A 25083-nucleotide genomic window follows, 5' to 3' on the forward strand; every position below is an offset into this window, starting at 1 on the left:
TACCGAGGGTATGGCCCCGAACATTCTGTTGAGTTGCGAATCGATCAGCAAAAGCTATGGAGTCAGAGCCCTCTTTACAGATCTCTCCCTGGCACTCTCCGACGGTGACCATGTGGGATTAATCGGCCCGAACGGGTCCGGCAAGTCAACCTTACTCAAGATCCTCGTGGGACTCGAATCCCCGGACGAAGGGACGCGCACGCTGCGGCGCCACACCCGTGTCGGGTATGTGCCGCAGGAACCTGTTTTCCCGGCGCACCACACCATTGAACAGGTCCTGCAAGACACGTTGACAGAAGATGGCCTTGACCCTCACGAACAGGGCGGCCGGATCGCCAGAGCCCTCAGCATCGGAACCTTTCCCGACCCGGAACAAGCCGTTTCGACACTCTCCGGAGGCTGGCGTAAGCGATTAGCCATCACCCAGGCCTTACTGCTTGAGCCGGACGTGCTGCTCATGGACGAGCCGACGAACCATTTGGACTTGGAAGGCATTATCTGGCTGGAGCAATTGCTGAAGAATCGCGCCAAAGCCTTTCTCGTCATCAGCCACGATCGCCGATTCCTCGAATCAGTCACCACCCGCATGGTGGAACTCAACCGCTGTTATCCCGAAGGCCGGTTCGAGGCTCGCGGCTGCTATAGTGACTTCCTCGAACAGCGCGATGCCGCGCTTCAAGCGCAAGCCGACTACCAGGCCTCATTAGCCAACCGTGTCCGACGGGAGGTGGAATGGCTGCGACGCGGCCCCAAAGCCCGCACGACCAAAGCCAAGGGCCGGATTCAATCAGCGGGCAAGCTCATCGATGAATTGAACCAGGCCGAATCCCGCTCGGCACAATCGACCATCGGCATCGACTTCTCCGCCTCAGGCCGAAAATCCAAACAACTCGTGGTCGCAGAGCAGGTCACCAAGAGCTTCAATGGCACACCCGTTGTCACCAACCTCGACCTGCTACTCGGACCCGGCCAACGGCTTGGCCTGTTGGGTCCCAACGGCAGCGGCAAGACCACCGTCTTGCGGTTACTGGCCGGGACACTAGACCCCGACTCCGGCACCATCACGCGAGCCGACGCGCTGCGCATCGTCTCCTTCGAGCAACATCGCGAGTCCCTGGACCAATCCACGAGCTTACGGCGAGCACTGGCCCCATCGGGCGATGCCGTCGTCTATCAAGATCGCTCGATTCACCTGGCCTCCTGGGCAAAGCGCTTTCTCTTTCGTCCCGAACAGCTGGATCTCCCGGTATCAAAACTGTCCGGCGGCGAACAAGCCCGGCTCCTCATCGCTCGACTCATGCTCCAGCCTGCGGATCTCCTCATTCTCGACGAGCCGACCAATGACTTGGATATTCCCACCCTCGAAATTTTGGAAGACAGTCTGCTGGAATTTCCCGGTGCGCTCGTGCTCGTCACCCATGACCGATGGTTGCTGGATCGCGTCTCCACCATCCTGCTGGCGCTGGATGGCACAGGGCGCGTGGACTGGTTCGCCGACTATGCCCAGTGGGAAAGTGCGCAGGAACGGGCCGGCGGGTCCGCCCCGGAGTCGAAGAGTGACGGGCGCACGGCTGCCACTCAGGACGAGGGTGCCTCGGCAACTCCCGCTCGCAAAGTCAAAAAGATGAGTTATCGCGAGCAGAAGGAATGGGGCACAATCGAGGAAGACATTCTCAAAGCTGAGGAACAGGTTACGGCCTGCCAAGCCGCAATACAGGATCCGGCCGTGATGTCGGATGCGGCAGCACTCCAAGCACGAAGCCAGGCACTGGTCGCGGCACAGGCGGAGGTAGAACGGCTCTATGCCCGTTGGACCGAACTGGAGGAGAAACGCGCGCAGGCCGTGCAGAGCTCGTGAGGGATAAATTGGCTGGGGGACTAGGAATCGAACCTAGGTAGCCAGCTCCAAAGTCGCACAAGGCACCCTAGAGACTGACAGCGATCAAGAAGCACATATGAATATTTTCTCTTTATAGATCAATGGCTTTCATATGTCATGATGAGGATCAGTGACGACGGAGGCATACCTGTAATCGGGGCCAAAACCGGGACCGAACCGTGACCAAAACCGGGACCAAAACATTACTTAGAACATGAGGACAATTTCTAGTTTGAAGTACGGGATGGCTCCGCGATCCTTATTCCAGTCGCACGATTCAATTTGCCCTCTCTCACATCCGGAGATACTAGCCGTCCTACGCTATGCTTTTATTATAGTAAGAATGGATGGACATGCAGTTTCTCTCTGTTAAATGTAGTAAGCTGATGGTTCAGGACAGGATCAACAAATTCCATAGCAATTTCAGCGATTTCCTCAGAGCTCAATTCCTTCAAATCCGTGTCCTTAGCGCCCAGCCCATTCACCGAAGTGCTTAGGTTAAGCCCAATCCCTTCAGTTAGAAGGAAGCGGCTGTGTATTGGACTTCCACCAGACTTCGTCCCAACTATGACGATCAAGGTCCATGGTGGATCGCTATCGGAAATGTCCTTCCACGCATCTCTGAATAGTTGCTCAACCATTCTTTCACCTAGACCCACACCTTTTTGAGCTTTCCATGTTGTTATTATGTAGACCTTAATGTCTGTTGTTACGGACTTCAGAATGTCCAGGTCGGCACAAGAAAAATATGGGTCATAGATTTTCAAGTACGTATGGGCATTTGTTTTGATCCAATCTTGTACAGCACCTCTAGCTTCCTTCTTTGACCCTGCTTTAAAAAGACTGACCTTTGCAGGTAGAGCAACTGTGCTTACCGTTGCGGAAATGCTCTGAATTCCACCCAACGCTTTGCCTATTTCCAAACAAAGATTAAGCGTGTCCACCAAGACTTTAAATAGGGTGCCGATTTCCTCCGGAGACTTTCCTTGTCTAATGCTGTTCTCAAGCGTCCATGCCACTACTTTCTTCGTATCTTCAAATCTCGCATTGACCATTTGACCAAGCCATTTAGGCACAACCGCTGAGTGCGGAAGAGTGCCCGTCCCTGCGTGATATTCCGCATTCATATCTTCTGCTGCTTGAGCCAGCATATGCTGGAAATCTTCGGACATTTGCTTTTGATCCACTTGCATGTTCTGAGGAGACTTTTGGAGGGTTTTGGCTCCCCAAGACAACCGAGCGCGATGCTCAGCAATAGGGTTCTCCATTACCGAGGCTAGGCTGCTAGCGAAATCAGGGTCGACAGAATGCGCCAATTCCATCACTTCACCCACAACCTCGTCCCGATTTTTGGTAAGAGGTACCGCCTCTAGGGCGCTCAAACTGTTTTTTAGTAGATCTTTGACCGCATCACTTCGTCCTAACTCTTTCCACCTTTCGGCAATACTATATAGGCGTTCAGCTCTATCCATTGGATTTCGAATGTCTGCAATACAGCTTTCTGCCTTCTTGAGAATTAATTCTGCAAAGGTGGGCTGGCATACCGACATTTGTTCTGAGATGCGGGCATAGACTAAGACTCTGTCGGGGACATTTGCGATCGCGTCCGCATCCTCGACTATCGCTTGCCACTCATGTCGCTCAGGGGTTCTGCTTTGTGCGGCAGCACGTAACCTGGCAATGATTGCAGATGCACTGATGAGCCAACCCTTATGCTGGATATTGTTAGGATCCGGAAGCTTCTGATTTGCAATATCTTGGAGTTGCGCAGCCATTTCTAACGCGTCTCGCTCGATAAATCCCCTACAGCGTTCACGATGCTTGTCGTAAGAGTCTCGAACGATAATGGAGTCAACGAATAACTCTATGGTAGCAACGATGCAGGAATCCAAGGACATCTCGCGAATAAGCTCAATAATTCTGCGCGCAATCTTTATGTCAATGTCTGCTTTGAGCTTTTCGAAATTAATAGGATCATCTGGGTCGCAATTTGCTAGCAGATATTTAGTGACTCGCAACAAGATTCTATCTCGGTCGGCTTTGGGCAAGCTCCTGATGCGATCCAAAAAATGTAGCCCATCATATTCGTAGAGAACAGGTGCCATACGTGCAAAGGAGATGTACTTAGAGTCATTGTTTAAACAATTCTCGTATGAAGGCAGTAATTCAGTTTCGACTATTTTGTTGAACTCAGTGCTGTAGCCACTCCTAAAGATCTCCAGGGCGAGCTTGGCTAGTAGCCCACATTGGGCACTAAAAGATGGGATGTTTTTGATCAGAGAAAGAACTTGTTTGCAATCAGCCCAAACGAAGGTTTTCTGTGTACTGGACCGAGTTAGTAATTTTATGGCGAGCCCGAGACATTCTTGGTAGATTTCCGCAAAAAAATCCTCAGATAGGGGGGATTCAGTTCTCTTTTTGTACGAATATTGCAAGAGCTCCTGCCCGAGTTGGGGCGCCTCCTTTCCGAGCACCGAAGCAAGAGCAAACCCGAGGCTTACCTGATCCCATGTAGCGTCTACTCTCTCCATCTCAGCCAAAATGTTTTTGTACTGGCCAGCAACAAAACCGCTATCCCCAGCTCGCTTCATAGCATTGATTGAGAAGGCCATTCCATAACACTTGTTCCAAGGATGATCTACGCTATCAGAATCTCGGAGGAAGGAACGCGCTTTAGATATCTTATGAAACATATCCGTTTCGGATAGTATATGAATTACTTTGACACGCGAATATTGGCGTAACGACGAATTTGAAATTCGGGCCAGAGTTCTTTCTACGAATTCAAGATCAGTTTTTTCTCCAGCAGCCTTAGCATAGCTTTCCAATATCTTTTGAAGCGCTTGGTTCCTACAACGTTCCTTGTTGAGGTTTTGTGAGAACTCTACAGCCAAAACATGATTGTTTTGGGCAAGAGTACTTAAGAGGCGCTCTGCAATTGCCTCATGATCTGCTGACGACTCTAAAAGTGATTTGAATTTATCTTTTAGCGACTGTTGCGCTTCATCTCTCAAATGCAGACTATCCGAGGGATCAACAAGCGGAGCCATAAGAACGATTCTGAGAAGTGCATAACACTGCGCATCGAGATCAGCGAGTGATTCAACATCAAAGTATGCTTTCAGCATACGATTGTTGCCTTCCTCTCGATCCCATTTCCCCTCAAGCCGAGCAAGGACCATCTCAATATAGACAACCTCTTCGGCAGGAGTCTTTATTGCAGTCGCCTTTAGAAGATCGATCCTTTTAACAAGCTTCTCCGCCTCCCTTGATTCACTGGGCTTGATTGATTGGGCTAATTGTCTGAGAGTTCGAATGGACGGAGCGTAAGTTTGATCTCCTGTAATTACTTCCAGTGCAATCTCAACCACTCTGTGTGCAGATTCATCTTCTTTATGCTCGGTACACCAACTTTTTAGACATGCTATTTTGGCTGAAACATCGTTGATCTGTGCGACTTCAGCGATAATCTCATCTGCCGCTAATTGAGAAATGCGGGGAGAGTGCGCTGTTGTGAAATCACGAAGGCTTTGGTCGGTAATGCGAGAACGAACAATATCCCCTGAGTCCTTGTCCAGAAACATTCCTAACATCGCTCTTGCGAGGTCGAGAGAACGTTCTGAATCCCCTGCGATTCCTGCTCGCTCGACAAGACCGACTGCAGCCTCTGGAAGCAAGTCAAATAAACTTGCCGCGATCTCAAGGGATCGTCTTTTCAAGGTGAGAGGATCGACGGCTCCGGCCATTTGTTCGAGGTCTGTGAGAATTTTTTCCGGAACGGAAAGTCCGGCTTGTTGCATCCTACTGCCAATTAAGGATGCAAGCTGTAGCTTATCCTCAATCAGGAGGGAGTCATATGCGACGGAGAAGGCTTGACCATAATCTCCAAGATCAATGAGAGCCTGAACCTCCGATGTTGCAATAGGCTTCCTTGATAAGCTGGTGAGAACTGAGCTGACTATTGTATAGGTTAATAATGAGCGTAGATCGTTGTTTTGCTGCGCTTGATCTGCGGCAAGGGCTAGCGTTTTTCTTAATGCAGCAGCATCACGAGACGATTGTAGAGCCCTCGAAATATAATCAATTGTTATTAAGTCGCGAAGTTGTTCGTAACTGCCTTGCGCAGCCAAATATTGCGGTAGTAAAGCCAACGATGGTTTAGAGAAAGGATTCGCGTAATAGTGGGTGATTAAAAGTTGCTCAATTTCTCCTCTAAGATGGCGGAGACGTTCACTAACAAATTGCCTGTGGGCATCTGAAACGAATCCAATCTTAAAATCCTTACGTTCAATGCGTAAGAAAGATATCCTTTGAAGTTTTTCCCTCAGCCTATCCGTTTCTGATTCCCCAAGATTTAATATAGTGACAGTCTGCGCTAGGGTTAGTGGTTCTGATGAGTAAGCGAATAGTGCAAGCATTTTTTCTAAAGAGCTATTCACATCCCCGATTCGATTCCACTCCAAATCAAAAATTTCCTTAAGTTCATACGGTAAGCTCTCGGTTATTTCTTTAAATACAACTCCGGAAGCCAGCAATCGTTTTAAGCCTGCCAAGTAACCAGGCATTCCTTGGCAACGTTTGTGTATCGCCTGGATATCTTTGGGAGCTAACCCAAGCCCCTCTAGGTATGACTCAGTCTCTTTTGCTGAAAAGAAGACCATCGGAGTAGCGTGGGTTTTGAATGGGAAGGTGCGACCGACTTCTGAAGAAAGGAGCAATCGAATGTTAGCTTTTGGCTCGCCAGGGAGGTAATCGACTATGCTGTGCCCACCATTTGACACTGACAGCCACTCTATTCCATCGACGATAAAATAGTATTCTGTTTTTCTCTGCTTACTCAACTGACTAACTTGGCGAAGCAGGTCGAGGTAAAGGGTTTCAAGCTTCTCAGTGCTATATTCTCCGATATTGTCTATTTGTCGGCCGAGAGCCTTCCCCATCTGCTCACACATATCCATATGGAACGCTCTCGGATGAGAGGTCGGGAATGTCGTGCCTGCAAAAAACGAGAAGCTTCGGTCAGAGAAGGTTCTGGCGAATTGACCAAGAAGAGTCGTTTTCCCTGAACCCACCACCCCTTGAACAACTATTACTTTTTGATCTGACGAAAACTGGTCTTTTATATAACTAATTAGGTTGTCACGAAGTATTTCCGGGCTAGTGACTTCTGGAAATGTTGAGCTAAGAACTGTCAAATCGCCTTCCATCGATCCCACCTCCTAAACTCCTCGACAAACTCAATTAACACTAAGAGTGTTAGCCAGGGTTCTTATTAATGTCCAAAAGCCGAAATAGAAAATGAGGGTGTGAAGGACGATAACGTAGTCTTACTCCCTACGGCGTGTCTAGTGTTTAACTCGAAGGTGTATCAGGCAATGGTCCTACTTTGACCATATGAATCAAGTGAAGCGGGGGCTGCGCCCCCGATCCCCCCGGCCGTCCGGTCCAGTGGTCCGGAACGGCCGGGTGACCTTCCCCCCGAAAACTAGACCATTGGCTTGGAAGTGCACCTGTGCTGAGATGGGGCCCACAGGAGGGGCCCATGACTCGAAAACGGCACACGGAGGAACAGATCATCGCAGTGCTCAAGGATGCCCAGGCGGGCATTGGGGTCCACGAGCTCTGCCGCAAGCACGGCATCTCGGATGCCACCTTTTATAAGTGGCGGACGAAATATGCCGGGCTCGAAGTCAGTGATGTAAAGAAGCTGCGCCAGCTGGAAGATGAAAACCGTCGGCTGAAACAGATGGTCGCAGAGCAAGCGCTGGACATTCAGGCGCTGAAGGCCGTCACCGCAAAAAACTGGTAGCGCCCAAGGCGAAGCGAATGGCGGCGCAGTGGATGGCCGAGCGCTTTGGGCTCAGTCAGCGACGAGTGTGCTGGTTACTCACGCTCGACCGGAACACGCTGCGGTATCGCAGCCGACGCCAGGAGGATGCGGCCCTGCGGACGCGCATCCGAGAAATCGCCGAGAGCAAGCGGCGCTATGGGTGCCCCCGAATCTATGTCCGGTTACGGCGGGAAGGTTGGCGCGTGAACCATAAGAGAGTGGAACGGATCTATTATCGCGACGAAGGGCTGTCACTACGGCGGCGACGACGGAAGAAGACCGTGGCGGTGCCACGGGTCGTTTTGCCAACACCCACGCAACCAGGGCGCTGTTATGCGATGGACTTTGTCCATGATCGGCTCGTCAGGGGCCGGCAGTTTAAGTGTTTGACGATGACGGATCTCTACTCGAAAGAAGTCCCGGTGATTGAAGTAGATGTGTCGATTGGTGGGGCGCGGGTGTGCCGAATTCTCGATCGGGTGTTTCTGACTCGCCCGCTGCCCGAGACGCTGATTCTGGACAATGGCCCCGAATTCGCAGGGACCGCACTGGATGCCTGGGCGGCTCAGCACGGCGTCCATCTCCACTTCATTCAACCGGGGAAGCCGACCCAGAATGCGTTTATTGAAAGCTTCAATGGCAAGTTTCGAGACGAATGTCTCAACGAGCATTGGTTTCTGACGTTGCAGGAAGCACAACTCGTGATTGAAGCCTGGCGACGAGAGTACAATGAAGAGCGGACGCACAGTGCCATCGGGAATCTGACACCCATGGAATTCATTCTCAATCATCACAACCGGCCCCAGGCAGCACAGGAGTTAACTTCGTTGGCCGTGGTGTAACAAACGGGGGAAGGTCACGGGCGGCCTCGTTGGGCGGATCTGTGCGTTCCTAATCTCCCCATGGTTTCAGTATCCCTCTTCGCTACTCTGTGTTTGTAAGCAATCATCAGACAGAACGGCGGCCAAGCTGACGCATCGCCGCCTTGTACAAGGCAGGACCATTATTCCCTCTCACCCGTGTGGGATAGTGGACGGGTGACAGGGACAAACTGATTAGATTGGCTGATCCTCATCGTCGCCGCGTGAGCCCCGCACAATCCGCACAGAGCCAGACCTCACTGAGGACATCGTCCACGACATAACAGAGTCTCGCCCAGGCTCGTTCTGACTGACAGAATTCACAGAGTCGTTCCTTCGTATGCTCAGGACAGAGCCAGGCTTTGCGTGCTCGATCATAAGTGGTCGCTTCCCGTCCGCAACAGGCCGGTCCAAACAGGCTTGGCAGCTTGAGACTACATCGATGCCCAATCATGGTCACACCTCCTGATAGACGAGCCCCTTCCCCAGCACCAGTTGCAGAATGGTGCCACTGAACCAAATGGGATGCCCCGAGAGCAGATCCTCCCAGGTCTTCAGGAACACGATCTTTGGGATTTCGATCTCGCCCCTGATCCGGCGATAGGCGTTCCTGCTGGACCATTGGCTCCGCATCTCTTCCCACAGCCGACTGATGGGAAACCCAAGGGAGCGTTTCCAGGACCAGCACATATTCACGTAGCCGCATTGATCCTGGACATATTGGCTGATGACATAGCGGCTCAGGCGGTTCCGGGAACGATGGCTCGGCTGATAGGCCTTGATCCAGACGACTGGAGCCCCGTGGAGGGCTTGCCATTGCGATGAGAGCCATCCCTGCGAGATCCAGAAGCGTCGGGCGCGTTCTCCGTCCGGCACCCGCCAGGCCCAGAAGATATGGAGCACGCCATGCCCTTCCTCCGTCCGAACTTGGTAATACTCCAACCCCTGAAACCCGAGCTGGCGCTCGATCCGTTGGCGCAATTGCTTGTGATGGTAGGTGAGTTTCTCGGCATCCCCGCCTTCCGCCGTCGAGAGCGTGACCCAGAGGACTTGGAACTGATGACATTCCCAGAACCACAACAGCGACCGGACCCGTTGATAGCCTCGTTTCTGCTTCCTGGTCCATTCGCCGGCGACCGGCTCCCGCCGGAACTCCTTCCAGCGGCTCATCGGACACCTTCCGCCTGAGGGATGGCAGGCCTGAGCCCGGCAGAGAGAATCCGTTCCAACTCTTCGATAGGAATCCGCACGGCACGGACCGAGGGCTTCACATAGGCGATCTGCCGTTTCAGGATGTATTTCCTGATCGTGCTTTCCTTCAGCCCTAACCGGTTCGCCGCTTCTCGAATGGTGATCAATTGTGTACTGGGGACCATGGGACACCTCCCTGTGAAAATGATTGAGAAGAGATCACGCCTAAAACATTGTTAGACGTGACTACTCTTGACAGCCATTAGCAAGACAGAGGTACACTTGCCAAACAAATTCATCCCTAAATGGCCGTCGTGGCCGAGACTATTTTCGATGGTGTTGGGATCAGGAATACGAAGAGGGTTCGGCGTGAGAAAGGAGCGGAAGGCATGAGCGCACAGGGGAAAGCCGAGCAGGCATTTCAACAGGAGTACGAGAAAGCGACTGAGCGCATCCGCACGATGCCGGATGGCGCCGTCGGGTGGGCACTCAGGTTCCTGCAAACGGACCTAGAAGCCCTGACACCGACAGAGTGGACGCTGGTGGCGTTTGAGGTCGCGGCGTTCGTCGATGAGACGGGGGACCGATTCGGCGGGATGGTGGCACCAGAAAGTGGCTGGAGCGTGGAAGGGGTGCCGAATGCAAAGAACTATCAGACCATTCCCAGCCGGAAAGAAGCCCAGGACATTCAGGCCACCGTCCTGCATCAGTTAGAACTCTACTGGCACGAAGGATACACCACCTTCACCTTTCCCCAGATGACACTGGTCGTGGTCTCGCCGGGTAGCTTCTCCGACGAGGCCGGGACAATCTTCGTGAGCGCGAAACGCAAGGCCAAGGAGTTTGAATACCGCTTTGTGCACCTCTTGGCCCAATCCGGGGACTACATTCGGCGCTGCCCGGAATGCGCCAGGATCTATTTAGCGATCAGACGTGACCAGCTCTACTGCCAGCCGCGCTGCCAGAACCGAGTCGCGGCGAGAAAGTGGCGAGAAAGCCGGAAGACCGACCAAAAGACCGAGCGAGGAAAGGAGGACCGCCATGGCAAGAAAAGCGGGAAAGGATAGAGGCATCACCCAGCGGAAGGGCCGCGAAGGGTGGTGGGTGCGACTATATGCCAACGGACGGGAGCGCTGGCATCGCTGTGATACGAAATCACAGGCCAAGGCCTTATATGGACGGCTGAGGGCTGACATTCGAGAGGGCAAATATTTTCCGGAGAAGTTTTCTTCTGGGAAGGACGTGACTTTACGAGCGTGGGTGAACCGATGCCTGGAGGGATCTACGAATCGAGGCGTTGAGAATGAGCGGCGTTACGGTCGCCGCTGGTCACTCCTCTTAGGAAAGCGTTTGATTACCGAGATCTCGACAGAGGACTTGCGGCGCGTCCAAGCGAAGATGAGGACAAGGCTGAGACCACGTGCAGCAGATACGCCAAAGGATTCCGAACCGGAACGCCAGTGGAGTGACGCGACCATTAACCGGCATTTCACATTCCTCCGTCATGTCCTGATGTTGGCTGTCAAAGATGGCAAACTGACCCGCAACCCGGTGTCGTCTATAAAGTTCTTGCCGGAAGTCCGGCGCACCAGGTTTCTCACTGATCAGGAATTGTTTCAACTGGAGCAGATCATGCCTCCCGCCGCCTGGAAGCTGGTCGCATTTGCTATCGAAACCGGCATGAGACGAGAAGAACAGTTTCAACTGAGGTGGGATCAGATCGACCTTGAAGCAGGTGTCGCGACCATTCCGCTACCCAAAGGTGGGAAAACCCGTCATGTGCCACTCAGCGAGGGCGCAAAGGACATCCTGCGGTCCCTGGATTCGTTCGTACGATCTCCCTGGGTCTTCCCTAGCCCCAAGTTTCCACTCCAAGCCTGGAACCCGCAAAGCTTCGTGAACCACTTCTACTCGCCCTATTTGCAAAAAGTCGGGATACAGGGGGTTTGCTGGCACACATTGAGGCACACGGCGGCCAGTCGTCGGGTTATGGCCGGAGTAGATTTAGTTTCAGTCAAAGAGATCCTTGGACACAGGGATATACAGACCACGCTCCGATACTCTCATTTGTCTCCTGGTCACCTCCAAGAGGCAGTCAACCGGGGGAGCCTCACTCGAACCGTGACCAAAACCGTGACCAGCCTCCAGGCTCATAAAACGAACCGGGACCTGGAAGGCTCGCAAGTTATTGAAAGTGTGGAGGGATAAATTGGCTGGGGGACTAGGAATCGAACCTAGGTAGCCAGCTCCAAAGGCTGGCGTCCTACCGCTAGACGATCCCCCAGCGCGGTACGGAACCGAGACATCGAGCTGAAGAGCGAGGCGTGGAAAAGGTTTTGGCTGGGGGACTAGGAATCGAACCTAGGTAGTCAGATCCAGAGACTGACGTCCTACCGCTAGACGATCCCCCAACCGGTCCACACAGTAATATAAGCTTCTCTACTGCGTCAAGATCGACGCGGATTCTTGACGGGCCGAACTCAGGATCCGGAGGCCCGCTCGATCCCCTTGCGGAGTCGAAACAAAGTACGATCCCGTCCAAGCACCTCCATCACCTCGAACAAACCTGGACTTGCCGTCCGTCCTGTCAAGGCGACTCGCACCGGCTGGGCCAGTTGCCCCATTTTTATCCCCTCTTCCTCAACCAGCTGCTTAAACGACGCTTCCCATTCCTGCTTGGAAAACACGGGAAAGGCTTCGAATCGGCTTAACAGCTTGGTTAACACCGGCGCGTGAGTGGATGTGAGGAATTTCTTGGCCGCCTCATCATCAAACATGACCGCTTGGCCGAAGTAGGGCGTGACCCAGTGGACCATTTCGACCAGTGTCTTGGTTCGCTCCTTCACCAACACCACCAGCTGGGCAAGCCATTCGGTCGACACGGAGCGGACTTCTTCCTTGAGCCCGGCCTGCTCGAGGAGCGGCACGAGCGCCTGAGCAATCTCAGCCGGCGGACTGGTCTTGAGATATTCGGCATTGATCCACGACAATTTGTCCGGATTAAACACCGCCGCCGACGTCTGCACATTCTTCCAGGAGAACTTCTCGATCAGTTCTGCACGCGAAAACAGTTCCTGATCACCATGGGACCAACCCAAGCGGACCAGGTAATTGACCATGGCGTCGGGCAGATACCCCATGTCTTTGTAGGCCATGATCGAGGTGGCGCCGTGCCGTTTCGACAACCGTGCCTTGTCCGGTCCGAGAATCATCGGGAGATGCCCGAAGCGCGGGAGGGGAAATCCCAGCGCCTGAAAAATTGGGATTTGTCGCGGCGTATTCGTCAGATGGTCATCGCCCCGCACCACATGGGTGATCCCCATCAACGCATCGTCCACGACCACGGAAAAATTGTAGGTCGGATACCCATTAGATCTGAGAATGATGACATCGTCCAGAATCTGGTTGTCGAATACCACGGGGCCCTTAATCAAATCATCCACGACCGTCTGGCCGTCCTGCGGAGCCCTAAAACGGAGCGCCGCTTCGCCTGTCGGCTTTCTCAGCCCGAGGTTCCGGCACCGGCCATCATACTTGGGCGATCCGCCTGTGGATTCGGCTTCCTTCCGACGCGCCTCCAGCTCCTCCGAGGTGCACACGCACCAATAGGCATGGCCTTGTTCGAATAATCGCATCGCATGTTCACGATAGAGATCCATTCGCTCAGTCTGCCGAAAGGGCCCTTCGTCCCAATCAAGCTTGACCCAACGCATCCCGTCCAAAATAGCTTGAATGGAATCATCGGTGGAACGGCTCTGATCGGTGTCTTCAATGCGAAGAACAAAGACCCCGTTCTGCTGCCGTGCAAACAGCCAGTTGAACAAGGCCGTCCGCACCCCGCCGATATGCAGGAAACCCGTCGGACTGGGCGCAAAACGAACCCTGACCTGACTCATCGCATCACCGTAGTTCGTGTGGAAATAGTAAACGGGGGGCTATCTATAACATGGCATTCAACTGATGTACAGAACGAGCCTGTTCCATTCTGAATCCGTTTTTGCTAAGAACAGACCATGGCTGAACCGACACAAATCGCCGAAATCGTCTCCCTCACAACCTTGACTCCACACACGACGGAACTCGTGCTCCGCCCGATCGAGTACCCGCTTTCATTCAAGCCCGGGCAGTGGATCTCGTTGCAATTGCCGGTCGGAGACCATCCGCCCTTGAATCGTGCCTACTCGTTGGCGGAACCGCCGTCTACCGCCGGCCACCTCACGCTGGTCTTCGACCACGTGCCGGGAGGGAAAGGCTCCGGCTATCTCGCATCGCTCAAGCCAGGCGATCGCATTCCCCTGTCAGGCCCCTATGGCCATTTTGTGCTGCCCGACTCGGCACCTCAGCACCTGTTATTGATCGGACGTTATTCAGGGATTGTCCCCCTGCGTTGCATGCTCCGCTCATTGGCAGACCAGGGCTCGCTACCTTCGAGCACGCTGATCGCCCAAGCGCCGACCGCTGCCGAACAGCTCTACCATGAAGAATTCATGGCCCTTGCGACAAGCCAATCCCATTTCCAATATCTGCCGTTTGTCAGCGAAGCCCCCGACAGCCATGCTGAGACGGTGGATGTGATCAAACAAATCGCGGGAAATGGTCGGCAGGTGACCCCAATGATCGCCGGGGTCAAGGCATTTGCACGCCCATTACGGGCGCTGCTGATGGAACTGGGGTTCGATCGGCGGGAAGTGAAATTAGAAACGTACGACTGATACGACCCTTGCACGCCCCGCACTCGATCTGCTTGCCGTCAGTGCCCCTCTTTCGCCAGATTCTTGTTGATGGCAGGAATTTCTACCACGACTTCCACCGTTCCATTCGGCACACATTGGCAACCAAGCCGAGATTGCAATGTCGTGGCAGGCGCTTCGTCTAACTGGTCGAACTCGTCATCCGTCCCCTCATTGCACGTCTCCAGGCCTTTCTTGACCATGACATGGCAGGTGGAGCAAGCACAGACGCCACCGCACACATGTTCGAGGTCAATCCCATTGCCCATCGCAATGTCGAGAATACTTCCCGGCAGGCCCGTAGGACCGTAGGGAATCTTGTCCGGTTGTACCTCAACTTTTTTCTCCGTCTTGTCGGGGAAAATGAAAGTCACGGTATAAGATTTTTGCGGCAGCTCCACGTCTGCCTTTTCAATATAGGGATTTGTCCCACCCATGTTGCTTAACCCCTTTTGTCATGCATGTGGCGCCATGTATCGCGTGGCTTCCGTCTCACCCGCCAGCCTCCAGAGACTGACATTCTTGCTTCTCCGCCCCTCCGCTCGCTTGACAGGCCCAAAGACCACATGATACCTTTTGTACGACTGATTTGATCGGAGATCATTATAGTCTCCGACTCGAAGGATCGGCAATAGGCCCATGCTGAAATTATCGAAAAAAGCTGACTACGGGTTGATGGCACTCCAGCACATCGCCTCCAACCAATACGGCGATGTTGCCCAAGCTCGCGTGGTAAACACAAAGGAAATCGCCGAGGAGTACCACATTCCGGTGGAGCTACTTGCCAAAGTCCTCCAGACCCTCTCCAAGAGTGGAATCATCGAGAGCCATAACGGCCCCAAAGGCGGCTATCTCCTCGGCAAGAATCCGAGGGAGATCACGATTGCCCAGGTACTCGAAAGCCTGGAAGGGCCCCTCGGCATCATGGACTGTTCACACGAAAAAGACGGCGATGCCTGCATGCAGCGCGAGCACTGTAACATCCGGACCCCACTGTTGAAAGTCCAGAGCAGTATTTACCAGCTCCTGAACAATATGACCTTGCAAGATATGATGGGGGGCACCCCACTCATCACCATTCAATCCGTCGCGACGGAACAACAAGGAGTCGAGCGATGAAGTTCCCGATTTACCTGGATAACCATTCGACCACCCCGATGGATCCCCGGGTGCTGGAATCTATGTTGCCCTATTTCACGGAAAAGTTCGGGAACGCCGCCAGCCGCAACCACGCGTTCGGATGGGACGCCGAAGAGGGCGTGGAAACGGCGCGGAAACAGATCGCCAAGCTCATCCATGCGGATGCCAAGGAGATCGTGTTCACCAGCGGCGCAACGGAATCGAACAATCTGGCGCTCAAAGGCGTCGTCGAGATGTATCACGAGAAGGGCGATCACATCATTACGTCGTCCACCGAACATCGTGCGGTGTTGGACACGGCCAAATCGCTCGAAGCCAAACGCGGGGTCAAGGTCACCTATCTCCCGGTCGACAAGTTTGGCATGGTCAACCCCGAAGATGTGCGCAACGCCATCACCGACAAGACCATCTTGATCTCGGTCATGTTCGCCAATAACGAAATCGGCACCATCAACCCGGTCAAAGCAATCGGGAAGATCGCGAAGGAAAAGGGCATTTTGTTTCATTGCGATGCGACTCAGGGCGTCGGGAAAGTCCCGATCGATGTCCAGGACATGGGAATCGATCTGATGTCGTTCAGCGCGCACAAAATCTATGGCCCTAAGGGCATCGGCGCCCTCTATGTCAGAAAAAAGAATCCCCGCGTCCGCATTGCGGCTCAAATGGATGGAGGCGGACATGAGCGCGGCATGCGTTCCGGAACCCTGCCTGTGCCGTTGATTGTGGGCTTCGGAAAAGCCTGCGAACTGTGCGAGCAAGAAATGGCCGCCGATGCCGCGCGGCTGTCCGTCATGCGCGACCGCCTGCATGCCACCATCACCAAGGCGCTGGAAGACGTTTACTTGAACGGCCACCCGACAGAACGTCTCCCTCACAATCTCAATATCTCGTTTGCCTATGTCGAAGGCGAGTCGTTACTAATGGGCTGCAAGGAAATCGCTCTATCTTCCGGCTCGGCCTGCACATCAGCAACCTTGGAACCCTCCTATGTGTTGCGCGCCTTAGGTGTGGGAGCAGAACTCGCGCATTCTTCCATTCGATTCGGTCTGGGACGCTTCACGCTCGACGAAGAAGTGGACTACGCCGCAAAGCGAATTATCGAAACCGTGACGAAACTGAGAGAAATGTCGCCGTTGTATGAAATGGCAAAGGAAGGCATCGATCTGAAGTCCGTGCAATGGGCAGCTCATTAACCTGAATCATTACGCTCGTATGCGATAAATTTCGGAGGACACCATGGCCTATAGCGAAAAAGTCGTTGACCACTTCAACAATCCCCGCAATATGGGCAGTTTCAAGAAGGAAGAAGACGGGGTCGGAACCGGCATCGTTGGGGCGCCGGAATGCGGCGATGTCATGAAACTGCAGATCAAAGTCGAAAACGACACGATCGTAGATGCCAAGTTCAAGACCTTCGGATGCGGCTCTGCCATCGCCAGCTCCAGCCTAGCCACCGAGTGGCTCAAGGGCAAAACGGTGGAGGAGGCCGGCAAAATCAAGAACACCGATATCGTGCAGGAATTGAATCTGCCTCCTGTGAAGATTCACTGTTCCGTGCTGGCTGAAGATGCCATCAAAGCGGCCCTCGCCGACTATCAAAAGAAAGCCGACCCGAAGTAACGACAGGAAGGAGCGCACTATGGACCTCTCCACGGACCCCACCGCGAAGGCGGACACTCAAGCCCCGGTCATCACCCTGAGCGACGCAGCACTCAAAGAAGTGAAGCGGCTCATTAATGTCCAAGGCCTCGAAGAAGGCGGCCTCCGTCTTGGCGTCAAAGGCGGTGGGTGCTCCGGCCTGAGCTACACTATCAACTTCGACGACAAGATCGGCCAATACGATCAGGTGTACGAATTCGACGGCGTGAAGGTCATTGTGGATGCCAAGAGTGCCATCTACCTGCAGGGCACCCAGCTCGATTTCCAGAAGGACCTGATGGGCGGGAATTTCAAATTCGTCAACCCCAACGCCAACAAGACATGCGGCTGCGGGGAATCCTTTTCAGCCTGAGCGAGTGACAGTCCATGAACGCACATACCCATAACACCGATGATCGACGCGAGCTGCAGATGGCTCGCAGCATGTGTTGGCATTGCCAGTCAGAAATGGCTGGAGAATACTTTTGCGATCGTTGCGTGAAGGTCCAACCGGTCTCGAAGGATTTGGACTATTTCACCTGCTTCGGGCTGCCCCGACGCCTCGCCCTCGACCCACAGACGCTGGAAACCAAGTTCTACGAATTAAGCCGCGCATTCCATCCGGACTTTTACCAGAACAAAAGCGATGCGGAGCAGACCATTAGCCTCGGCAACTCGGCCATGCTGAATACCGCCTATCGCACCTTGCGGGACCCGATTCAACGCGCCGAGTACCTCTTGGATCTCGAAGCCGGCTCCGTGAAAGATATCCGGACGACACCGCCGGCCGATCTCTTCGAAGAGATTCTCGACCTGCAGGATACGCTTGATGAGTTCCGCGCCAGCGAACGCGCTTCCGAACATGCGTCTACTCTCCGCACGAAACTCCACGCGGATCGCGCCGTACTTGAGCAACGACAACGAGACATGGAAACCCAGCTGCAACAGCTGTTCAGCCGGTGGGATGCGCTCCAGGATCGCGCCGAGGTCACCGAGCAGGCCCGCGTCGAGCGTGGCCGCATTTTGAAGGACATGCGGGATCTCCTCTCCAATCGCACCTACGTCAAAAACATCGTCAACGATCTCGTCGCAACGATCGCTTAATCACTATGTCACGTATTGTCGGCATCGACCTCGGCACTACCAATTCTCTGGTCGCCTACATGGACCATGGAGTCCCCCGCGTCATCTCGGCACGGAATGAACGCGCAATGGTCCCCTCTGTCGTCTCGCTGACGGATAACGGACTGATTGTCGGTGATCCGGCCAAAGAACATCTCACGAGAAATCCTGAGCGTACGGTCTATTCAGTCAAACGGTTCATGGGCAAGAGCCTGGCCGACGTCCAAGGCGAGCTGGCCTACTTCCCCTACACGCTCACAGAAAAAGGCGGCGTCATCCGGATCCAGCTGGGGGAGAAGTCATATTCCCCACCGCAGATCTCTGCCATGATCCTCAAGGAACTCAAGCTTCGGGCTGAAGCGTTTCTGGGTGAAAGCATCACCAAAGCCGTCATTACCGTGCCCGCCTATTTCAACGATAGCCAGCGGCAGGCGACAAAAGATGCGGGCATGATTGCCGGGCTTGAAGTCTTGCGCATCATTAATGAGCCCACCGCCGCTTCCTTGGCGTATGGATTACAAGAAAAGACACAGGGCACCATCGCCGTCTACGATCTGGGCGGCGGCACATTCGACATCTCGATCCTCAAGTTGAAAAACGGGATCTTCGAAGTGCTCGCCACAAACGGCGATACCCATCTCGGCGGCGACGATTTCGACCAGTTGATTGCCGATCTGTTCCTCGCTGAGATCCGCACCCAGTACGGGCTCGACCTCAGTACGCATCCCGACCATATGCAGGCTGTCCGTCTCGAAGCCGAGCGCACAAAGATTCGTCTTTCCAACGAACTCAAGACGACCGCCAGCCTCGATCTGCCGGATGGGAAAGGCCGGTTCACCCGAGAACTCACCCGTGATCAACTTGATGGGCTCTGCACTGCGTTGGTTGAACGCACGCTGGGCCCCTGCCGCCTAGCGTTGAACGATGCCGGGCTGGCGCCGGGCGACATCGACGAAGTCGTGCTTGTCGGCGGATCAACACGCATGCCGTTGGTTCGACAGCGAGTGCGCGCCCTCTTCGGGAAACAACCGCACTGCGAGCTGAATCCGGACGAAGTGGTCGCCCTGGGTGCTGCGGTACAGGCCGATATTCTGAGCGGTGGCACGACAGATATGTTGCTGCTGGACGTGACGCCCCTCTCCTTAGGCATCGAAACGATGGGCGGGGTCATGAGCAGCTTGATCCGCCGCAATACCACCATCCCCGCCAGCGCCAAAGAGATGTTCACCACCTATGTGGATGGCCAAACCGGGGTGGACATTCACATCCTGCAGGGAGAACGGGAACTGGCAAAAGATAACCGTAGCCTGGCCCGTTTCCGCCTCAAGGTTCCACCATTGCCGGCTGGCGTTCCCCGTATCGAAGTGACGTTTCTGATCGATGCGAACGGCATCCTGAATGTCATGGCCAAAGACATGCGAACGGGAGACACGCAATCGATCGAGGTTAAACCGTCCTACGGATTATCGGATCAAGAAGTTGAGCGGATGATCGAAGATTCGTTTAAGTTCGCCGCGGACGATGTCAGTGCGCGCAAGCTCATCGAAGCCAGACTTGATGCAGGAGCCCTGATTATAACGACCGAAAAATCGTTGACGGATGGCGGGCATCTCGTCTCCGCAGAGGAAGTCGACGCCATTCGAGCTGCAGTCGCAACGCTGACCACCGCCAAGGACGGAACCGATCCCCGTGCCATCCGCGCGCGCATGGCTGACCTGGAGCAGGCCGCCAAAGGCCTCACCGTAGCCATGCTGGACGATTCCCTCAAGCAAGGCCTCCAAGGCAAGAAGGTCTCTGAAGTTACCCAAGAGTGAATGAGGAACTGTGATGGATTTGAAGTGGAGTGATACTGAAGAACTCGCCATTCGTCTGGTCGAGGCCCACCCGACCACCGACCCCCTGACCGTCCGTTTCACCGACATGCATGCATGGATTGTCGCCCTCCCAGAATTCAAAGACGACCCCAAGACGTCGAACGAAAAAACCCTTGAGTCCATTCAGATGGCCTGGCACGAAGAATATCAGGACTCCCAGTCCTGATCGGCCGACCGCACGTTCGCCCCTCACGACATCTCCCCATCGGCGCAACCGCGTCGCGGTCTCACCCTGTGGTCGCATCCGTATGCTTGTTGAAGCCTGAGAAGGGAGGCCGACGCGTTTGGGCTTACGGTTCGACAGGAACTGGCGGCGCGCTGTCTTGCATTTGGTCCAGTTTATAGAATTCGGTAGGATCGATTTTGGATCCGGCACTCTTGGTCGGCTCGGTGCCTTTGGTAAAGAGCTCCACCGTGCCGTGTTGTTCGTCTTGGTCGGTGAGCAGCGCGGTCGTGGGATCGACTTTGACGAACATCACCCCATCAGGAATTTCGAACGGCACGACCGGCAACTGCTTGAGCGCCTCTTTCATGAAGGAGATCCAAATCGGCAAGGCCGCATGTGCGCCTGACTCGGTTTCACCCAAGGGGCGACGATCGTCGAAACCCACCCAAGACCCTGTCGCCAAATTAGGCGTCGAACCGATGAACCAGGCATCGGTGAAGTCGTTGGTGGTCCCAGTTTTCCCCGCCACCGGCCGATCGATGACCGCCTTAGCCGCGACGCCGGTCCCGCGTTGAATGACATCTTCCATCATATTCGTGATGAGATACGCTGTTTCTCTGGACACCACCTGCCGTGGTTGAATGGCCGCCTGCTCCAACGTTCGGCCGCTACTGTCTTGCACGCTGGCCACCGCATAGGGCTCCACCCGCATGCCCTGATTGGCAAACACGCCGTACACGGACACCAACTCCATTAACCCCACGCCGGACGAGCCCAACGCCAGCGACAGATCGGCAGCCAGCGGACTCACGATACCGACCGTCCGTGAAAAATCGATCACATTCCGAATGCCCACCTTATCCAAGAGACGCACGGTCGCAAGATTGTGAGAATGAATCAGAGCCTCCCGCAAACTCACAATGCCGTGGAACCGCTTGCCATAGTTCTCGGGCTTCCAGGTCTTGTCCTCTTCTTCCTGTTCGTACACCACCGGGGCATCCAACACCACCGTCGCCGGACTCATACCTTGATTCATTGCCGTGGCGTAGATGATCGGCTTGAACGAGGACCCAGGCTGACGGCGGGCCAGCACCGCACGATTATATTCACTCCGCACAAAATCATAGCCGCCGACCATGGCGCGGATGGCACCGGTTTTAGGATCGACCGCCACAAGCGCACCCTCGACCAGCGGGGTCTGCTCCAATCGCAGATGCACCGACTCTTTCTCCAGCTTCTTCACTCCGACCTCGATCACATCACCGAGAGCCAGCAGTTGCTTGAGATTCTTGACCGGGACCGCATCCTTCGTGGGATCCTTCCCCTTGAGATATTTCGTGGCCCAGGCCATATCGTCGAATGCCAGCCGACCGGTGCTCCCGCCGATTTGGACCAGCACATGGTCCTTGGCAATCTTCGTCACCACCCCTTCCATGATATCCCCCTCCGCAAGCTTCACAGAGGGATCGGGTGCCGGCACCTCCAGAGTAGCCAAATCGACGGTGCGGAGCGGACCGCGCCAGCCCTGGCGCTTATCGACTTCGCGCAACCCATGAAACACCGCGGCTTCAGCGGCCTTCTGCATATCGGCATTCAACGTGGTGAACACTTCCAGTCCACCCTTGTACACCATCGCTTCACCGAACTTGGCCACCAGCAATTGCCGGATATACTCCACGAAATAGGGTCCGAGATGTTCACTGCCAGGACGGCGGAAGTTCAGCTTTACGGCGGCGGCTTGTTCGCGATCGGCGACACTGATGAAACCCGCCTCAGCCATCCGGCTCAACACATGCTCCTGCCGCTTCTTCGCCCGGTCATAGGCTTTGAAGGGCGAATAGTGGCTGGGGGATTTGGGAAGGCCGGCGAGAAATGCTGATTCAGCCAGCGTGAGTTTTGAGAGTTCTTTCCCGAAATAAGTCTGGCTGGCTGCCGCCACGCCATAGGCGCCCTGGCCGAAATAGATCTGGTTCAAATACATCTCCAGGATCTGCTCTTTCGTCAGCACCAACTCCATCTTGTAGGCCAGGATCAGTTCCCGAACTTTGCGATCGAACGTCCGTTCTGCCGAAAGAAACAGCGATCGCGCCAACTGCTGCGTAATCGTGCTGGCGCCTTCGACTTTCCGGCCGCCATGGCGGATATTGGTCCAAGCCGCCCGGAGAATCCCGACGATGTCCAGGCCCGGATGCTCAAAAAACCTCGTGTCCTCCGTCGCGATGACGGCTTGAGTCAGGCTTTTCGGCATCTCCTGGATAGGTTTGAGGAACCGGCGTTCGATGAAAAATTGGCCGATCACCTGCCGGTCGTCAGAATAGACACGGGTCACCAGGCTCGGCTGATAGTTCTGCAATGGATCCAGCGATGGGAGGTCTTGGGAAAAATACCAGAGAATGCCGGCCACTCCCCCGCCACCAAGCACAATGGCGAGCAACAGGCCGACGACGACAATCTTCCACCATCGCCAGCGACGGCGAGGCTTCTCTGGCTTATCGAGCAAGTGGTCGAGTTCGGACATGAAGTTGGATGGTTGCGAGGAAAGGGGTCAACCCGCGACAACCCCACCATACAATGCACACCCGACAAACTCAAGCAAGGTTCGAATCATCGTCCGAAGAAGTTTCCGCTGAACCTTCGACTATCAGCTTGCGGGAAGGCATGTGAATCGGGTATAGTCCATAGGCTTAGACGCCTTCATAGGAAGGCGTCTTTTTTTTGGCACTTTCACGGCATTGGAGATTATGAACAGCTCAGCGCCCTCATCCACCACATCAGGTCTGCACGCGCCGCAAGGTCGTCGGACCAACATCCGCAACATTGCCATCATCGCGCACGTCGACCATGGAAAAACGACGCTCGTCGACGCCGTGCTGCGCCAGACCCACGTCCATCGCAAAATCGATGACATGGGTGAGCGCATCATGGACTCAATGGATCAGGAGCGCGAGCGTGGCATCACAATTCGAGCCAAGAATGCCAGCGTGACCTATAAAGGCGTGAAGATCAACATCGTCGACACGCCGGGCCACGCAGACTTCGGCGGCGAAGTGGAACGGACGCTTCGCATGGTGGATGGCGTGTTGATCCTCGTCGACGCCAAAGAAGGCCCGATGCCGCAGACCACGTTTGTCCTGCGGAAAGCGTTGGCCCTCGGACATAAAGCCATCGTCGTCATCAACAAGATCGATCGCCCCGATGCCGTCATCGATGATGTCGTCAATCGCACCTTCGATCTCTTCGTGCACCTGGGCGCCACCGACGAACAGCTGGACTTCCCTATCGTCTACACCTCCGCCATCAAGGGCGTGGCCACCCTCGATCTCAAGCAGCCAGGAACGGAGATCTCTCCGCTCCTGGAAACGATTCTCGACAAGATCCCGGGACCGGCGATCAACGCGGAGGCCCCCTTCCAGCTCCTCGTGCTGGCCCTCGCTCAGGACTCCTACAAAGGGAAAATGGGCATCGGGAAAATTCAATCCGGCGCCATTGCTCGCCGCCAAAACGTGGTGACTCTTACCAAGGACGGCGGTCAGGTTCCGGGGAAGATTTCCGACCTTGCCGTATTCTCGGGCCTTGAACGTACCGATGTCGAAACGGCTGAAGCGGGAGAAATTGTGGCCCTCTCCGGACTCGAAGAGGTGAACATCGGCGATACCATTGCCGATCCGGCGAATCCCGTCGCGCTCCCGCGCGTGACGATCGACGAACCGACAGTGCAGATGACGTTCTCGGTCAACAACAGCCCGTTCGCCGGTCGAGACGGGAAATACCTTACCTCGCGCCACCTGCGCGAACGGCTGTTCAAGGAGCTGGAAACCAACGTCTCCTTGCGTGTGCAGGAAACTGATAGCGCTGACCGGTTCCTCGTAGCCGGCCGCGGCGAACTCCATCTCGGAGTGCTCATTGAGCAAATGCGTCGCGAAGGGTATGAGCTACAGATCTCGCAGCCTGAGGTCATTCTGCACCGGGAAGGCGATACGGTCACGGAACCGTTTGAAGAGCTGACCATTCAGGTGCCCTCTGAATATCAAGGTCCGGTAATTGAAGAAATCGGGAAACGACGAGGCGAGCTTCGCCACATGAAGCTTGTGCATTCCGAAGGCACGGCCAGCGAAATGCATATCGAATACCATATCCCGACACGCGGCATTATCGGCCTGAAAAACATCCTGCTGGCGAAGACGCGCGGCACCATCATTCTGCACCACGTGTTTTCCGGGTATGCCCCAGCGGATGAAAAGGCGCTCCTCGTAGCACCTCACGGGTCATTGGTGGCCTTCGAAGCCGGAACCAGCACGGCCTACGCCCTGTTCATGACGCAAGAACGCGGCGAGTTATTTATCGGGGCATCGGTCGAAGTCTACCAGGGCATGGTCGTCGGCCAGAACAGCCGCGACGAGGACCTGGACGTGAATGTGTGCAAGCAGAAGCAACTGAGCAACATGCGCGCAGCCGGCACGGACGAGGCCTTGGTGCTGACACCGCCACGCGAGATGTCGCTGGAATTCGCCATGGAATACATCGGCCAGGACGAGTTGGTTGAAGTGACGCCGAAGTATCTCCGCCTCCGCAAGCGGCTCCTGAATCCGGACGACCGCCGGAAAGCGAAGAAAAGCTCCAAGTAAGTCTGCAGGCGCCCAGCGCCTTGCTGAG

Annotated in this window: 20 protein-coding genes and 2 tRNA genes; 13 read left to right on the forward strand and 9 right to left on the reverse strand. The window is 54.8% G+C overall.

Going from position 1 to position 25083, the window contains the following annotated elements; translation table 11 throughout:
• Nucleotides 1-10 precede the first annotated feature (10 nt).
• Complete coding sequence (locus tag V9G17_08130) at nt 11-1858, forward strand: ABC-F family ATP-binding cassette domain-containing protein (protein ID MEI2752559.1); 1848 nt, start codon at nt 11-13, stop codon at nt 1856-1858.
• A gap of 353 nt (nt 1859-2211) precedes the next feature.
• On the opposite strand, the gene V9G17_08135 is transcribed toward V9G17_08130, so the two are convergent.
• Nucleotides 2212-7086 (reverse strand): ATP-binding protein, encoded by a 4875-nt coding sequence (locus V9G17_08135; protein ID MEI2752560.1) that lies wholly within the window; start codon nt 7084-7086, stop codon nt 2212-2214.
• Between the two features lie 335 nt (nt 7087-7421).
• On the opposite strand from V9G17_08135, the gene V9G17_08140 reads away from it, so the two are divergent.
• Nucleotides 7422-8551, forward strand: a protein-coding gene (locus tag V9G17_08140; GenBank protein MEI2752561.1) for an IS3 family transposase whose coding sequence is annotated in 2 segments (ribosomal slippage) — nt 7422-7674 and nt 7674-8551 — 1131 coding nt in all. Because the reading frame shifts where the segments join, the coding sequence is not laid out codon by codon here.
• Between the two features lie 229 nt (nt 8552-8780).
• Here V9G17_08140 and V9G17_08145 read toward each other — a convergent pair.
• From V9G17_08145 to V9G17_08155, 3 genes are read right to left on the reverse strand one after another with little or no spacing between them, the layout of a single operon-like run.
• Nucleotides 8781-9023: a hypothetical protein gene (locus V9G17_08145; protein MEI2752562.1), complete on the reverse strand. Its 243-nt coding sequence runs from the start codon at nt 9021-9023 to the stop codon at nt 8781-8783.
• Between the two features lie 2 nt (nt 9024-9025).
• On the reverse strand, nt 9026-9739 hold the full coding sequence (locus V9G17_08150) for a hypothetical protein (GenBank protein ID MEI2752563.1): 714 nt from the start codon (nt 9737-9739) through the stop codon (nt 9026-9028).
• Nucleotides 9736-9945 (reverse strand): helix-turn-helix domain-containing protein, encoded by a 210-nt coding sequence (locus V9G17_08155; GenBank protein ID MEI2752564.1) that lies wholly within the window; start codon nt 9943-9945, stop codon nt 9736-9738. Before V9G17_08155 ends, V9G17_08150 begins: the two co-directional genes overlap by 4 nt.
• 204 nt (nt 9946-10149) lie before the next feature.
• Between V9G17_08155 and V9G17_08160 the strand changes: the two genes are divergently transcribed.
• Both V9G17_08160 and V9G17_08165 read left to right on the forward strand, forming a co-directional pair.
• Nucleotides 10150-10827 (forward strand): hypothetical protein, encoded by a 678-nt coding sequence (locus V9G17_08160; GenBank protein MEI2752565.1) that lies wholly within the window; start codon nt 10150-10152, stop codon nt 10825-10827.
• Complete coding sequence (locus V9G17_08165) at nt 10802-11968, forward strand: tyrosine-type recombinase/integrase (protein ID MEI2752566.1); 1167 nt, start codon at nt 10802-10804, stop codon at nt 11966-11968. The genes V9G17_08160 and V9G17_08165 overlap by 26 nt, the downstream gene beginning before the upstream one ends.
• Before the next feature lie 2 nt (nt 11969-11970).
• Here V9G17_08165 and V9G17_08170 read toward each other — a convergent pair.
• From V9G17_08170 to gltX, 3 genes are all read right to left on the reverse strand, one after another.
• Nucleotides 11971-12044 (reverse strand) — tRNA-Gln (locus V9G17_08170).
• Between the two features lie 53 nt (nt 12045-12097).
• Nucleotides 12098-12171, reverse strand: a tRNA-Gln gene (locus tag V9G17_08175).
• Between the two features lie 69 nt (nt 12172-12240).
• Entirely contained in the window at nt 12241-13656 is a 1416-nt protein-coding gene (gene gltX / locus V9G17_08180) for a glutamate--tRNA ligase (protein MEI2752567.1), read from the reverse strand.
• A gap of 117 nt (nt 13657-13773) precedes the next feature.
• Here gltX and V9G17_08185 point away from each other — a divergent pair, with 117 nt between their 5' ends.
• Entirely contained in the window at nt 13774-14472 is a 699-nt protein-coding gene (locus V9G17_08185; GenBank protein ID MEI2752568.1) for an FAD-dependent oxidoreductase, read from the forward strand.
• Nucleotides 14473-14510: 38 nt separating this feature from the next.
• On the opposite strand, the gene V9G17_08190 is transcribed toward V9G17_08185, so the two are convergent.
• The gene (locus V9G17_08190; protein MEI2752569.1) at nt 14511-14927 is read right to left on the reverse strand and encodes a 2Fe-2S iron-sulfur cluster-binding protein; all 417 of its coding nucleotides are present in this window, start codon (nt 14925-14927) and stop codon (nt 14511-14513) included.
• Between the two features lie 202 nt (nt 14928-15129).
• Here V9G17_08190 and V9G17_08195 point away from each other — a divergent pair, with 202 nt between their 5' ends.
• Genes V9G17_08195 through iscX form a run of 7 tightly spaced genes read left to right on the forward strand, consistent with a single transcriptional unit; the run spans nt 15130 to nt 20430 of the window.
• Nucleotides 15130-15609 carry an Rrf2 family transcriptional regulator gene (locus V9G17_08195; GenBank protein MEI2752570.1) on the forward strand — a complete coding sequence of 160 codons (480 nt, stop codon included), beginning with the start codon at nt 15130-15132 and terminating at the stop codon, nt 15607-15609.
• Nucleotides 15606-16823, forward strand: a complete 1218-nt coding sequence (locus tag V9G17_08200) for an IscS subfamily cysteine desulfurase (GenBank protein MEI2752571.1) — start codon at nt 15606-15608, stop codon at nt 16821-16823. Before V9G17_08195 ends, V9G17_08200 begins: the two co-directional genes overlap by 4 nt.
• Nucleotides 16824-16866: 43 nt before the next feature.
• Nucleotides 16867-17250: a Fe-S cluster assembly scaffold IscU gene (gene iscU, locus V9G17_08205; GenBank protein ID MEI2752572.1), complete on the forward strand. Its 384-nt coding sequence runs from the start codon at nt 16867-16869 to the stop codon at nt 17248-17250.
• Nucleotides 17251-17269: 19 nt separating this feature from the next.
• Complete coding sequence (locus V9G17_08210) at nt 17270-17641, forward strand: iron-sulfur cluster assembly accessory protein (GenBank protein MEI2752573.1); 372 nt, start codon at nt 17270-17272, stop codon at nt 17639-17641.
• A gap of 14 nt (nt 17642-17655) precedes the next feature.
• Entirely contained in the window at nt 17656-18372 is a 717-nt protein-coding gene (hscB, locus tag V9G17_08215; GenBank protein MEI2752574.1) for a Fe-S protein assembly co-chaperone HscB, read from the forward strand.
• Between the two features lie 5 nt (nt 18373-18377).
• On the forward strand, nt 18378-20204 hold the full coding sequence (gene dnaK, locus V9G17_08220) for a molecular chaperone DnaK (GenBank protein MEI2752575.1): 1827 nt from the start codon (nt 18378-18380) through the stop codon (nt 20202-20204).
• 13 nt (nt 20205-20217) lie between these two features.
• Nucleotides 20218-20430 carry a Fe-S cluster assembly protein IscX gene (gene iscX, locus V9G17_08225; protein MEI2752576.1) on the forward strand — a complete coding sequence of 71 codons (213 nt, stop codon included), beginning with the start codon at nt 20218-20220 and terminating at the stop codon, nt 20428-20430.
• A 124-nt stretch (nt 20431-20554) separates the two neighbouring features.
• On the opposite strand, the gene V9G17_08230 is transcribed toward iscX, so the two are convergent.
• Nucleotides 20555-22948 carry a PBP1A family penicillin-binding protein gene (locus V9G17_08230; GenBank protein MEI2752577.1) on the reverse strand — a complete coding sequence of 798 codons (2394 nt, stop codon included), beginning with the start codon at nt 22946-22948 and terminating at the stop codon, nt 20555-20557.
• Between the two features lie 223 nt (nt 22949-23171).
• On the opposite strand from V9G17_08230, the gene typA reads away from it, so the two are divergent.
• Nucleotides 23172-25055 carry a translational GTPase TypA gene (gene typA / locus V9G17_08235; GenBank protein ID MEI2752578.1) on the forward strand — a complete coding sequence of 628 codons (1884 nt, stop codon included), beginning with the start codon at nt 23172-23174 and terminating at the stop codon, nt 25053-25055.
• The last annotated feature ends 28 nt before the right edge of the window (nt 25056-25083 follow it).

Source organism: Nitrospira sp., assembly GCA_037045225.1.
Classification (GTDB): domain Bacteria; phylum Nitrospirota; class Nitrospiria; order Nitrospirales; family Nitrospiraceae; genus Nitrospira_A.